The sequence below is a fragment of the Caulobacter sp. BK020 genome (assembly GCF_004342605.1).
Classification (GTDB): domain Bacteria; phylum Pseudomonadota; class Alphaproteobacteria; order Caulobacterales; family Caulobacteraceae; genus Caulobacter.
The window spans coordinates 205,898-219,184 of the sequence record NZ_SLZL01000007.1 but is presented as its reverse complement, the minus strand read 5'-3'; the positions used below and the strand labels follow the sequence as shown (position 1 = coordinate 219,184).

Sequence of the window (13,287 nt, the reverse complement as noted above, 5' to 3'; positions counted from 1 at the left end):
CTACCGGTCCAACCGTCGCGCCCGCGTGTGTGAGATTGATAGCGCCCCTCGAAATGCTCGCACGTAGGAAGAGGCCGGTTGGACCGGTAGGACGGTAGGATGATGATATTGACCTTCTCATCTCTCTGAAAAGGCTCGAAAAAATGCACAAATCGGTCCAACCTGACCCGAAGTTGGACCGGTTGGATTAAATAATGCCCGATTTATTCGACAGCCCTGGCCCAGGCGGCGTTTCGCGCGCGAGCGCGGCCGAGCCGGCGGCGCGGCGGCGAGGCCGGCCAAAGGGCGCCCTGGGCAAGAAGTCGGGCGATCTGAAGGCGATCCTGGTCCACACCTATGACGGGCGGACGCCTGGCCAGCAGCTGGCCGAGTTCTGCATGCCGACGGCGCGGGAGGTGAAGGCCTGCAGGGCCGAGGCCAAGGCCCTGGGCCTGTCGCCCGGCGTGCTGGCCCAGATGCGCAAGGCCAAGGTGGTGGCCAAGGAACTGTCGATCTCGCCCGACCAGGCCTACGCCATGATGCTGACCGCCAACCGCGAGCTGCTGCCCTACGTCCACCAGCGCCTGCCGCAGGCCGAGGCCCCGCGGGAGGGCGCGCCGCTGCCGCTGATCGTGCTGCCGGACGGTCCCGACGCCGTGGCCGCCCTGCCGATGGCCGCGCTGAGCGAAGACGTGGAATTTCAAGGGCTTAACGATCTAGTCCCAGCGCAACTCTCACGCCCAAACTCTCACGACTGACAGCAAGCCCTTGTAGCGCAAGGGTTTGCGCCATCTCGACCAACTGATTGAAAATCAGCGGGTCAAGCTGGGCAGGGCACCTCCCGGGGGCCTTCGACCACCCCCACCCCCCAAATCGCGGCCGGCCCCATCTTCTCAAGGGGGGTCTTCCGAGCGATCGCCTCGAATTTCTGGCCAAGCCCCCCGGCTGCCGGGCGAGCCCAACCTGACCACATCGAAACGGGTCGGGGTCGGGGAAGAGGCTTTTGGCGTCACTGGAGCATATCAGCGACTGGACGAACGTGGCCGGGCCTGTGGCCCGGGCCTACGAACTGTCGCGCGTGCCCCTGTGCGTGATCGAGGGGCCTACTGGGGGTGGGAAAACGCAGGCCTCGGCCCGCAAAATTCTCCGCGTCGCTCTCTGGCAGCACCCTAGCCCTCGCAGAAACCTGCGCAAGGCCGAATATCAGGGCAAACAGGTCTGGGTTGGCGAGCGGCGGGCCAAGATCACCGTGGTGGCGCCCACCTATCCAGTGCTGTGGGACACCGCGATCCCCAGCTACCTGAAGGTTTACAACCAGGGCTGGAAGAACGCCAACGGCAGCGGCGGCTGGGGCGGCACGCGCAGCCGGCCGGCGGAACACAAGTTCGAGCTGGCCTCGCCCGACGGCGGGATGCTGCATATCGAGGTCGATTTCCGGGCGATCAACGACGAAGACGTCGAGGATTTCATGAAGGGCCGGGAATCCACGGCCTTCTGGCTGCCCGAGCTGACCACCCACCCGGCCGAAAACCTGTTGTCGAAGGCCTCCAACCGGGTGGGGCGCTTTCCCGAGCCCGAAGACCGCTGGGATCCGGACGAGGCCGCCGCCCTGGGCTGGGAGCCCGCCTACAAGGGGGTGTTCGGCGACACCAACTCGCCGGTGATCGGCAGCTGGTTCCATGATCGCTTCTACGTGCGGATGGAAAACCGCGACGGCTATTACCGTCAGCCGCCCGGCGTGCTCGATGACGGCTCGACCAACCCGATGGCTGAGAACCTGCACAATCTGCGCAAGATCTCGCCCGACTACTATGGCGACCTGATCCGCGGCGGCATGGACGACTATGACGTCGCCCGCCTTCTGGCCTGCAAGCCGGGCTGGAGCCTGAACGGCAAGCCGGTGCACGCGTATTTCGACCCGCTGCGCCACGTGGCCAAGCGCCGGCTGGAGATCGACCGCGGCCTGCCGGTGCGGATCGGCGTGGACGGCGGCAACACCCTGAAGTTCGCGGCGGTGTTCTATCAGCGCAGCTTCAGCGGCCAGGTGCGCGGCCTGCGGGTGATCGCCCCGCGCGACAGCCAGATCGACCTGGCCACCGGCTGCGGCCAGGTGCGGCGGATCTTGGACACCGAGTTCCAGGGCCTGCCCGCCGAAATCACCGTCGACCCGGCCGCCAAGGCCAGGACCGCCCTGGACAAGTCCATTAGCTACGCCCAGCTGATCCAGGCCCACAGCCGGGTCACCACGCGCCTGGCGGCCAGCAACGAACCGACCATCCGCCGTGCCGCCCTGAGCAAGCTGCTGAAGGCCCAGGCCGGCCCGGGCGAAGAGGCCTTCCTGCTCGACCCCGAGCACTGCCAGGATCTGATCCAGGCCCTGGGCGGGGGTTTCAGCTACAAGAAGACCGGCAGCGTCTACAGCCCCCAGCCCGAGAAGAACGACCACAGCCACCCCGCCGAGGCGGCCGAGTACGGCTGCCTGGGGCTGGAGGGCATCGGCGCCCTGACCGGCGGGTTTATCCCCCCCCATGCGGGCGGCTCGCAGAATGGCCCGGGCGTGATCCACGACCGATAGGCGGAGCTGTAGGCGATGAAGGTTCAAAGTGATCCCGACCACCCCCTGATCACGCGGGCGGACCCGACCGTCTATCAGCTGGCCACCAACCAAAGTCTGGCATCGGGGGCCAACACCAGCGCTGTCGACGGCGTCCCGGGCGCTTCGTACCTATGGGACGTCCAGGGCAGCTTCGCCGGCGGCTCCACGGTCAGCTTGCAGTACCTCAAGTCAGACGGCGCGACCTGGGCCATTGCGACCAAGCCGGACGGCACGCCGGCCACGGTGAGCGCCTCCGGGATCGTCGGGGTCGTCCTGGGGGGCAACGCCTCGGTGCGCCTGCTGGGCGCCGTGGCTACCACCACCAATCTCTATTCGAGCCTGAGCTGATGAGCCTGCCGAAGTCCTATGGTATCGCCCTCGGCTGGCCGGCGGGCACCGGCCAGAAGGCCGTGCCTAGCCCCCCAGCGCTGCTGGCCTACTGGTCCGCCCGCTCGGCGAATGTCAGCGGCTCGCTGATCAACACCGTGCCGGGGCGCAAGGCGCGCCTGATCTCGAAGACCTCGGACGCGACACGGCCGACCTTGACCGCCGGTCGGATGATCTTCACGGCGGGCTCGAACACGCGGCTCCAGGAGAACCCCGCCGTTCTCCAGCCGCGCAAGCTGACGGCCACCACGGTCGTTACGCTGCCCGACGCGACGGGATCTGACGCCGGCAAGGGCTTCACCTGCACGGGCGGCTGCACCGCGCCGGACGGCACGCGCTGGGCGATGAATTTCGGCGTGCCGACCGAGCTGTCTGGAGCAACGCCCGCGCCGTCGCTTGTTCACCTGTCGGCGGACCTGAACTCGCCGACCATACTGGCGCAATACAGCCTCGCGTCCATCTCCGCGACCCTGACGACTGGCGTTCAGGGTGTTGGCTACGACATGGTGGACGATCTCGTCTACTTCTGGGGAGCCAACAACTTTTGGTTCGTGAACCCTGCGAACGGCGCCTTGGTGCGTTCCCTTCCGTTCACGGCGTTTCCGGTCAACGGCACGGATTTTGACCCAGCGACTGGGAACATCGTTGCCTGCGCCACGGGCAACAACACCACCCTTTACTGGATCAACAAGTACACCGCGGCGCTGGGGCGTTCCGTGCCGATCGCGGGCACTGCGATCGACCATTTGCGCTTCTCGGGCGGCTATCTCTGGTATTCGGGCGGCGATAACGGCTCGGCTCAGGGCGGGGCGATCCGGCAACTGGACTATTCGGTTGTCGGGAGTGAGCGCGTGGTCGGAGAATGGTTCACCGACGCTGGCGCTCCAGAGGGGCTGGTTGAGGTCAACGGAGCCGTCGTTTGGCTACTGAACGACGGCTACTACCACAACCCGCCAGGTGACGCGACAAACACGGTGCGCCGCTATGTCCTGGACCCGGTCCCTGGGACCTATCCCGGCGCCGGCCGCGTAGCCGTCGCGGCCTGGGTTGGAAACCTCGTCGCGGCGACCGGCGGCACGACCATGGCCTGGTCGGTCGGCGAGCCGACTTCCTCGGGTCAGCGCGGCATTGGCGTGGCCTTTCCGGCCTCTGTTACCAACTCCCTGCGCGTCTACGCCAACAACTCGTTCGCCACCTTCAGCGTGACCACGAACGTTGAGGCGGTGTGGTCTGTGGTCTGGGATTTCAACGCAGGCACCGCGCGGCTGCGCAAGAACGGCGTCGATGTCGCCACCACGGCGATCTCCGGCCTGTCATCCACGGCTCTGTACCCGACGATGCAGATCATGCTCGGCGCCACCCGTGAAGACACCTCGCTGACGCGAAGCTCCACCTCCTCGCTGGCGAACCTGCTGATCGGATACGATCCGGCGCTGGTCGAACTCTATGAGGGCGAGGTGGCCTGGGATGCGGAGGTTCAGGCTCTGTTGCCGACTGGCCATGCCTATAAGGCCGCCGCGCCGATCTACTAAGCGCAGCCACCGCCCTAACCCCCCCGCCGTCTTCCCGCCCGCAAGCTCAGCGTCATGAGCTTCCTGCGCCCCCCCAAGCAGCCGGCCCCGGTGGCCACGCCCGATCCGGCCGATACGGCCAATCGCATCGACGACGCCCGCCGCCGGCGGCTGCTGGGCGGCGGGCGCAACGGCACGGTGCTGGGCCAGATGGTCGAGGGGGCGGCGGCCAGCCGCTCCAGCCCCAACACCCTGACCGGCCTGAACGGCGGCTGAGCGCGAAGGGCGGGGGGCGGTCATGGCCGAGGACTTCAAGGCGATCCGTCGGGAGTGGGACCACCTGCAGGCCCTGCGCGCCACGCGCGACGGCGAGATGCAGCAGATCGCCGACGTGTTCATGCCGCGCAAGAGCTTCATCTGCACGCCCCAGCCTGGCCTGCTGCGCCCGCGCATGGTGACCACCAGCAAGCCGATCGAGTGCCTGAACCGCAGCGCGGCCATGCTGGTGGGCTATCTGGTCGATCCCACCCGGCCCAACATCCTGCCTAACGTGTCGCGCGGCCTGGTGGCCGCCGGCCGCAACACCGAGCTGGACAGCGAGAGCCGCGACTACCTGACCGACACCGGCTGGACCGTGCATGACCGGATGATGCTGGCCCAGAGCAAGTTCTTCGCCAGCCTGGCCCGCGTCGCCCTGGAGATGGTGGGGTTCGGCACAGGCGTGCTGTGGACCGGCCGCAAGCGCGGTTTCGGGCCCATCTACGCCGCCCGGCCGCTGCGCAACTGCTGGATCGGCGAGGATGAGGAACAGGTGGTCGACACCCTGTTCTATCGCTGGACCATGCCCGCCTGGAAGGCGGTGCAGCGCTATCCCGAGGCCCGCAAGATCGACAAGCTGGCCAAGCTGGCCGACGACGAGAAGACCCAGCAGGCGCCGGTGACCCTGGTGCACGCGGTCAAGCCGCGTGTCGGCGGCGAGGCCGGGGCGTTCAAGGATCGCAAGCCCTGGGCCAGCGTGGTGATCGCGCCCGATTTCGACGGGGCGGTGCTGGAGGTCGACGGGTTCGACAGCTTCCCGTTCGCCGTGCCGCGCCTGGGCGTGGAAGAGGGCAGCGCCTATGGTACGGGCCTGGCCTGGCGGGCCCTGCCCACGGCCCTGGTGCTGAACGACCTGCAGGGCAGCGTCGAGCGCGGCGTGGCCGGGCGGGTGGAGCCGGCGATGTTCGCCCCCAGCCGGTTCCTGAGCAAGCCGCTGGATCGCCGCCGCGGGGCGGTGAACTATTACGACGAGAGCGGCCTGGGCTTCCAGAACCTGAAAGACGCCATCCAGTACCTGCAACAGGGCGGCGATGTGGGTATCGGCGTCGACTACATGAAGATGCTGGCGGCCGACCTGGAAGAGGTCTTCCTGACCGACTGGATGAAGCTGCGCGAGAACGGCAACGTCACGGCCGAAGAGATCATCGAGCGCCGCAACCTGCGCATCCGCAGCATGGTGGCCTATGTGCCCAGCGTCGACCGCGACCTGATGGGGGTGACGGCCGACCGCACGCTGGAGGCCATGGTGGCCGAAGACCAGCTGCCGTCGCCGCCCGACCAACTGAGCGGCGTGGACGTGGATTGGGAATATGCCGGCCCGCTGGCCATCGCCCAGCAACAGGGCCAGGTCGACGCGATCCGCCAGTTGCTGGGCGTGGCCCAGATCGCCGCGAACATGGATCCCGAGAGCGTGGACGTGCTGGCCCTGGACGAGGGGCTTCGGGCCGTCGCCGAGGCCGTGGCCGCCCCGGCCGGGGTGCTGCGCAGCCGCCAGGCCACCGACGAGCGCCGCGCGGCGCGCCGCGAGGCCCAGCAAGCCGAGCAGGAGGCCCAGGTGGCCGCCACCACGGCCGCCGCCGCCCGCGACGGCGCCCAGGCGGTCAACAGCCTGAGCCAGGCCGAGAACAACAGCGGTGACCAGGGAAGGATGGCCGCATGAAAAAGCCCGTCAAGAAGGCGGTGACCCCGCCTGCGTCTTCGCGCCAGATCACACCTGGAGGGATCGTCTACATCGACCGAACTTGCGGCGGATGCCGCTTTTGGTCAGACAGGAAATGTCGACGATACCCGCCGACGCCGTTTCCTGGCTCACCCGGTGTTTTTCCCGCTACGGCCAAGGATGATTGGTGCGGCGAGTTTGGCGTGAGGCTCTGAACCATGGCCGAGTTCGAAGCCCGCCACGCGGCCGACCAGGCGCGCCGGATCTCCAGCCCCGATCTGGATCGGGAGTTCGCGAAGATCCCCCGCGTGGTGCTGCTGAAGATCATGAGCATGGGCGGCCTGATGCGCCGCCGAGCCGACGACACACCGGCCGAGGCCCGCGCCTATCACGACGGGATGGCGGACCTAGCCCTGGAAATCATCACCCACGCCGGCTTCGACCACGAGGCCCTGCTGGCGGCGGCGATCACGGGTTCACTGGAAGGAGAACGAGATGACCGACACGAGCACGAGCACCGGCGGGGACCAATCCTCGACGGCGACGGACCAAACGAGGACTACTGACACCGGCGCGGGCGCGGGCGCCGGCGCTGGAGGTGGTGGCGAGGCCAAGTCCTGGCTGGAGCAGCTGCCCGAGGCGATGCGGGCCGACCGCAACCTGGCCAAGTACGAAAGCCTGGAGGCCTTCGCCAACGGCCACCTTCATGCCCTGCAGCGGTTCGGTAAGGACCCCGCCAGCCTGCTGGAGGTCCCCGCCAAGCCGGATGACGAGAAGGGCTGGGGCGAGCTGTTCAACAAGCTGGGCCGCCCCGAGACGGCCGACGGCTACAAGCTCGATCTGGACGAGGGCGCCAGCGACGCCGACAAGGCTTTCGCCGACGGCTTCAAGGCCATCGCCCATAAGGCCGGCCTGAGCCAAGCCCAGATGGGCGCGGCGGTCGGCTATCTGAACGAGACGATCCAGAAGGCGCACCAGGAAGCGGCGGAGGCGGCCAAGGCGGCCGCCGCCGAATGCCAAAAGGTGCTGGGCGCGGCCTGGGGCGACAAGAAGGCGGTCTATGAGACCGAGATCCCCAAGCTGCTGGGCGACCTGGGCGAAAAGCTGAAGATCGAAGGGGTGTTCGACAAGCTGAACGCCCAGGGCCTGGGCAGCAGCCCCGAGCTGCTGCAGATCCTGGCCGCGGTGACCGACATGCGCGCCGAGCCTGGCGCTCTGCCGGGCGCGGGCGCTGGCGAGGCTGGCCGCCCGGCGACGCCGTACCAGGCCCAGGCGGCCCTGTCGGCGCTGCACGGCGATCCCGCCAAGCTTAAGGCCCTGCAGGACAGAAACGATCCGCTGCACAAGACGGTGCTGGCCGAGCGCGAGGCCCTGCTGAAACAGGCCTATCCGGCCGGCCAGTAAGCGTAACGGTTGACGGCGAGGGCAAATCAGTCCAGCCCTTGTCGTCAATCCGCCCGACCGTTGGACACCCGGTTCACCCCGGCCCATCAGGAGGCGGCGCCCGACGGGGCGTTAAACACCAGGCTCGCGCCCGGACACGAAACCGGGGACCGCTGCCGATCAAACCCCAGACCTTTGATCGAGCCCGCGCGCCCATTCCCTCGACAGGCCCGGTGCGTGGCCGCAGCAAGAGAGCCGCACCATGGCCGCCGAAGACACCATCCCGTCGCACTATGTGCAGGGTTTCCGCGCCAACCTGAACCTGCTGCCCCAGCAGATGAACAACCGCCTGCTGGGCTGCGTCGACGCCGACCTGGCCTATGGCGAGCCGGGCACCAGCTTCAACTGCGACGACATCGGCGCCAGCCAGCCGGCGCCCGTGACCACCCGCGTTCCCGACAGCCCGGCCGGCTTCCTGGAACAGACCCGCCGCGGCGGCCACTTCGAGGCTTTCGCCGACGGCAAGTTCATCGACAATCGCGACAAGGCGCGCGAGCTGGCGGACCCCAGCAGCAAGACCATGCAGTCGATCATGGCCGGCAAGAACCGGTTCATGGAAGACAAGATCATCGACGGCCTGTTCGGCACCACCTATTCGGGCCAGAACCTGACCACGGCCAACACCTTCCCGGCCGGCCAGATCATCGCGGTCGACAGCCGCGAGAACCTGCATGACGCCGAAACCGTGGCGGCCAGCGGCAACCTGGGCCTGACCATCGGCAAGATCATCACCGCCAGCGCCATCCTGGATCGCAGCGAGCTGGAGGGCGAGCGCTACTTCGGCTGGACCAGCTACGAAAAGGCCCAGCTGCTGGCCAGCACCCCGGCCACCAGCGGCGACTACAACACGATCAAGGCCCTGGCCAACGGCCAGATCGACAGCTTCTACGGCTTCCGCTTCGTGCGCACCGAGCGCATGCCGGTGGCCAGCTCGATCACCAAGTGCGGCGCCTGGATCAAGTCGGCCATCGAATACAAGGCCCGCGAGATCATCACGGCGACGATCACTCAGCGGTCCGACAAGTCGTTCCGTTGGTACGCCTACTACGAAACCGAGCATGCGGTGGCCCGTCGCTACGACAACGCCGTGGTGCAGGTGCTCTGCAGCCGCGTCTAGGTTCCTCCCGACTGGCCGGGTCGCAAGACCCGGCCGCTTCTTAGGATTTCGGGCCACAGGGCCCCGCCGGCCAGCCGGTGAACATGAAGGGTCAAGACCATGACCAAGTACTATGGCAGCCTGGTGGGCACGCCCAAGCAAGCGGTTCCGCCGGCCCTGATCCCCAACGTCCTGGCCGACAACAAGGACTGGGTGCTGGTGCGCGACACTATCGAACTGGCCGCCTCGGCGACGGACACGGTGCAGGCGGCGCTGCTGCCCTGGGAAACCGTGCTGAACCCCTACGCGTCGGACATCAGCTTCGACGACCTGGGCACCGGCACCACCCTGAGCCTGGGCAACGTCACCTATCCCACGGCCCTGATCAGCGCCACCGACGTGGCCACGGCCGCCGGCACGGCCAAGGCCATGAAGAGCGTCGACATCGCCAACTACTTCAAGCCCCTGTGGCAGACCCTGGGCTACGCCACCCTGGCCGCCGCCCAGGCGGTGAGCGCCCAATGCGAACTGCTGTTTACGATCAACACCGCCGGCGCCACCGGCACGCTGACCTGGCAGTTGGTGGGCATCAAGCGCTAACCCCCTCGGGACCCCTTTCGCCCGGCGCGCCGCGTCGCTCTCAACCTCGCGACACCCGGGCGGACAGACGGGGCGGCTTCTCCTTCCAGGGGCCGCCCCGTCACCACATCCGGACTAGGAAAATCCCGCCATGGCCAGCCGCGAAAGCGTCGTCAACATCGCCCTGCGCAACATCGGCGAGGAGCTGACCGAGACCCTGGATCCGTCCATCGCCCGCTCGGCGGTGCGCAAGGTGCTGGCCTTCCTGGACGACGCCCGCGACATGGTGCTGATCGCCCATGACTGGCTGGACGCGCGGGGCTATGAGACCCTGCAGCCGACCGGGGCGGCCGGCAGCTTCCGCTGGCCGGGCCTGTACTGGCTGCCGAACGGGGCGCTGGTGGTGCGCGACGTCGACGGCTGCGTGGCCTGGGAGCGTGGAACCGAAGTGGATTCGGCCACCGGCGCCGCGCGGTTGGTGATCCGCGCCGACACCGCCACGGCAGCCCTGGACGTCACCTTCACCCGCCGGATCGACTGGGCGGTGATCCCGGTCTGGTTGGAGCAGGCCATGGGCCTGCAGCTGGCGGCGATGGCCGGGCCGTCGGTGAACGGCGACTGGACCATGGCCACCAAGAACGGCGACCGGGCGGCGGCGGCCATCGCCCTGGCCCAGGGCAAGGACGGGGTGCAGACCCGCGAGCGCTATCCCCTGATCCCTGATCCGTACGGCGTCCTGCGCCGCAGCGCCAACTAGGGCGCGTCAATATCTGGAGACTGAGATGACCGACGAGCAAATCAAGTACATGACCGAGCGCTTCCTGTCATGGAAGCTGCCCGCGAATTTTCGCCCCGACAACGGCATCAGCTTCAAGCCGACGTACAACGAACACATGCCGTTCGGGCCACAGTATCACGACCCGAGCGGCACCAACCTGTTCGACTACGATCAGGCGCAGGCAATGATCCGCCACATGATCGAAGGGCTGCCCGCCAGCTAACCCCCCCGCCCGCGCCCCCGCGCGAAGCTGGGGCCATGTCAAAGGCGATCGGCTGGAAAAATCGGTTCAATTCGGGCGAGCTGGCTGACGAGGCCTGGTCGAACAGCGACCTGCAGCAGCACGCCAACGGCTGCGCCCTGGCCCTGAACGCCATGCCCCGGGCCCAGGGGCCGCTGCAGAAAAGCTATGGCTTCTGGTTCGCCGGCCTGTGCATGGATCAGGACGCCGCCACCATTCAGGTTCCGTTCAAGCGCAGCGTCGACGACGCCTGGTCGATCGAGCTGGGCGACGGCTATGGCCGGGTGCGCGACGCCCTGGGCGCGCCGGTGATGAGCGGGATGAGCCCGCTGCAGTTCGTTTCGCCCTATGCGGCGGCCGACCTGGCGGGGTTGCGCTGGTACCAGACCGGCGACGTGATCGTGTTCTTCCACGCCGACGGCCGCCAGCCCCAGCGTCTGCTGCGCGGCCCGACCGGCGGCTGGGGCTTTGCGCCCTATCTGTTCGAGAACGGGCCCTGGCGCACCGAGAACACCAACCGGGCGCTGACGATCGAGGCCGACGACATCACCGGCGTGGTGAACCTGACCGCCAGCGCGGCCCTGTTCGATCCCGGCATGGTGGGTGCGTCGTTCCGCCTGCGGGCCCCGGAAGGCAGCATCGGCCTGCAGACCTGGACGCCCGACGTCAACCCGCCCGACGCCTCGTTGTGGCTGAGCAACGGTCGCGCCTACTACGCCGGGGCCAGCCTGGGCGACGAAAAGACCGGCCTGACGCCGCCGATCCATGAGCAGGGCTCGGTCAGCGACGGCAACATCGTCTGGACCTTCCTGCACGACGGCAGCGGGGTGGTGCAGATCACGGCGGTGACCGACAGCACCCATGCGACCGGCCTGGTGCTGCAGACCCTGCCGTACCAGGGCAGCGGCGGCGGCGAGGAAACCTACAACCCCGCCAGCAGCTACGCCTTCCCCGCCACCAGCACCTGGGCCGAGGCGGCCTATAGCGATTATCGCGGCTGGCCGACGGCCTGGCCGACGGTGCGCGAGCAGCGCCTGGTGGTGGGCGGCGGGCGCAGCGAGCCCGACAAGTTCGACGCCAGCCGCACGGCCGGCTACGACACCGCCAAGGCCGACTTCAAGCCGGGCCTGGGCACAGGCCGGGTGGTGGCCGACGACGCGGTGCGCCAGTTCTGCGGCGACCAGTCCAGCACCCTGGCCTGGCTGATCAGCGCCGGCCAGCTGATCGCCGGCACCCATGCCGACGAGAACGTGATCGCCGGCGCCACCCTGGACGAGCCCCTGACGCCCGACGGCACCAAGGTGCGGCCCCTGACCGAATATGGCAGCCAGAGCGGCGTGGCGCCGACCCGGGCCCATGACGCGGTGCTGTACGTGGCGCGGGGCGGCACCACCCTGCGCGAGCTGGTGGTGGGCGGCGATCTGAGCCTGGCCGGTGGCGACCTGAGCTTTCTGGCCGAGCACATCGCCGGCCGGGGCATCGCCCAGTTGGCCTGGTGCGGCGAGCCCGACAACCTGCTGTGGGCGCGGCTGGAGGATGGGGGGCTGGCCTGCTTCCTCTATCACCGCGAGCAGAAGGCCTTCGGCTGGGCCCGCCAGGCCCTGGGCGCGACCAGCGCCGACGACCCCGGCTGGACGGTGGAAAACATCAGCGCGCTGCCGGGCGCCTATGGCCGCACCGCTTTGTGGGTGCACGCCCTGCGGATCAAGAACGGCGCGCCCCAGCGGATGATCCTGATCCAGTCGGCGCGGCAGGAAGGCCTGCGCCTGCACGCGGCCGAGCGCTACGCCGGGGCGGCGACCACGGGGGTGAGCGGGCTGGATCACCTGGAGGGCGAGAGCGTCACCCTGATGACCCGCGACGCCCAGGGCCGCTGGGCGCAGTATCGCGACCGGCCGGTGACGGGCGGCGTGGCCACCCTGCCGGGCGGGCGCACGGCCACCGAGATCCTTGCTGGCCTGCCGTACCTGTTCCGTTTCGAAAGCCTGCCTACCGACCTGGAGGGGCCGGGCAGCACCCAAGGCCAGCGGACGCGGGTCACCCAGATGCTGGTGATCGCCAAGGGCGTGGCCGGGGCGGCGCGGGCCGGCACGATCACCGACGGCGAGGCGCCCAGCCCGCTGGACAGTTTCGGCGTGCGCAATGTCGACGAGACCAGCGGCGTGGTTCCCAAGCGCCTGGCCGTCAACGTCACCTGTTCGGCCGGCGCAAGCCGCGACGGGCGGCTGGTGGTCGAGGACGACAGCGGGTTTGACTTCACGCTGCACGCGCTGCGGCCGGTGGGGTGGAGCAATGCCTGAGTTGGTGTTGCGCCCGCATCTGGACGGCGACCTGGCGCGGTTTGTTCCGCGCGAGGACTTCGCGCGCGACCTGGCCTCTGCAGGTGGGGTGCTGCCGCAGGGCGGGAAATGGACGCTGTTGGATTTTGGCGGTCCTCGGACGGTTGTTCGCGGCATCGGCGGCGTGGAGCCGCTGGGCGATGGGCGTTGGGCGGCTTGGGCGTGCTTGGCCGATCTGCGCCCGCGACACTGGCTGGCGGCGGCGGCGGCGGCTGAGAGGTTGCTGCGGTTCACGGCGCGGCGGGTGGATGTGCGCACCATCGTCGCCATTCCCGCCCCGACGCCGCAGGCGGTGCGGTTGCTCAAGCGTATCGGGTTCGTCGAGGTCGGCGAGCCCTACATGGTCTGGGAGGGCTGATC

General features: G+C 68.5%; 14 protein-coding genes. All 14 read left to right on the top strand.

What is annotated here, in order from left to right; translation table 11 throughout:
- The first annotated feature begins 194 nt into the window (after positions 1–194).
- The 14 genes from EV278_RS11090 to EV278_RS11025 all read left to right on the top strand — a co-directional run bounded on the left by EV278_RS11090 (position 195) and on the right by EV278_RS11025 (position 13,285).
- A complete protein-coding gene (locus tag EV278_RS11090) occupies positions 195–737 on the top strand; it encodes a hypothetical protein (RefSeq protein WP_132090784.1) in 543 nt (180 codons plus the stop codon).
- 245 nt (positions 738–982) lie between these two features.
- Positions 983–2,554 carry a hypothetical protein gene (locus EV278_RS11085; RefSeq protein ID WP_132090781.1) on the top strand — a complete coding sequence of 524 codons (1,572 nt, stop codon included), beginning with the start codon at positions 983–985 and terminating at the stop codon, positions 2,552–2,554.
- Between the two features lie 15 nt (positions 2,555–2,569).
- The gene (locus tag EV278_RS11080; protein WP_132090778.1) at positions 2,570–2,923 is read left to right on the top strand and encodes a hypothetical protein; all 354 of its coding nucleotides are present in this window, start codon (positions 2,570–2,572) and stop codon (positions 2,921–2,923) included.
- Positions 2,923–4,494 (top strand): hypothetical protein, encoded by a 1,572-nt coding sequence (locus tag EV278_RS11075; RefSeq protein ID WP_132090775.1) that lies wholly within the window; start codon positions 2,923–2,925, stop codon positions 4,492–4,494. The genes EV278_RS11080 and EV278_RS11075 overlap by 1 nt, the downstream gene beginning before the upstream one ends.
- A gap of 54 nt (positions 4,495–4,548) precedes the next feature.
- On the top strand, positions 4,549–4,749 hold the full coding sequence (locus tag EV278_RS11070; protein ID WP_132090772.1) for a hypothetical protein: 201 nt from the start codon (positions 4,549–4,551) through the stop codon (positions 4,747–4,749).
- Positions 4,750–4,771: 22 nt separating this feature from the next.
- Positions 4,772–6,451: a portal protein gene (locus EV278_RS11065; RefSeq protein WP_132090769.1), complete on the top strand. Its 1,680-nt coding sequence runs from the start codon at positions 4,772–4,774 to the stop codon at positions 6,449–6,451.
- 218 nt (positions 6,452–6,669) lie between these two features.
- On the top strand, positions 6,670–7,017 hold the full coding sequence (locus EV278_RS11060; RefSeq protein ID WP_132090767.1) for a hypothetical protein: 348 nt from the start codon (positions 6,670–6,672) through the stop codon (positions 7,015–7,017).
- Entirely contained in the window at positions 6,947–7,855 is a 909-nt protein-coding gene (locus tag EV278_RS11055; RefSeq protein ID WP_132090764.1) for a hypothetical protein, read from the top strand. Before EV278_RS11060 ends, EV278_RS11055 begins: the two co-directional genes overlap by 71 nt.
- Before the next feature lie 241 nt (positions 7,856–8,096).
- Complete coding sequence (locus tag EV278_RS11050; RefSeq protein WP_132090761.1) at positions 8,097–9,011, top strand: phage capsid protein; 915 nt, start codon at positions 8,097–8,099, stop codon at positions 9,009–9,011.
- Positions 9,012–9,110: 99 nt separating this feature from the next.
- A complete protein-coding gene (locus tag EV278_RS11045) occupies positions 9,111–9,590 on the top strand; it encodes a hypothetical protein (RefSeq protein WP_132090758.1) in 480 nt (159 codons plus the stop codon).
- Positions 9,591–9,720: 130 nt separating this feature from the next.
- Positions 9,721–10,326, top strand: coding sequence for a hypothetical protein (locus tag EV278_RS11040; protein WP_132090754.1), 606 nt, complete (start codon positions 9,721–9,723; stop codon positions 10,324–10,326).
- 25 nt (positions 10,327–10,351) lie between these two features.
- Positions 10,352–10,570 (top strand): hypothetical protein, encoded by a 219-nt coding sequence (locus EV278_RS11035; RefSeq protein WP_132090751.1) that lies wholly within the window; start codon positions 10,352–10,354, stop codon positions 10,568–10,570.
- Positions 10,571–10,605: 35 nt separating this feature from the next.
- The gene (locus EV278_RS11030) at positions 10,606–12,888 is read left to right on the top strand and encodes a hypothetical protein (protein ID WP_132090748.1); all 2,283 of its coding nucleotides are present in this window, start codon (positions 10,606–10,608) and stop codon (positions 12,886–12,888) included.
- Positions 12,881–13,285 (top strand): hypothetical protein, encoded by a 405-nt coding sequence (locus EV278_RS11025; RefSeq protein ID WP_165916607.1) that lies wholly within the window; start codon positions 12,881–12,883, stop codon positions 13,283–13,285. The genes EV278_RS11030 and EV278_RS11025 overlap by 8 nt, the downstream gene beginning before the upstream one ends.
- The last annotated feature ends 2 nt before the right edge of the window (positions 13,286–13,287 follow it).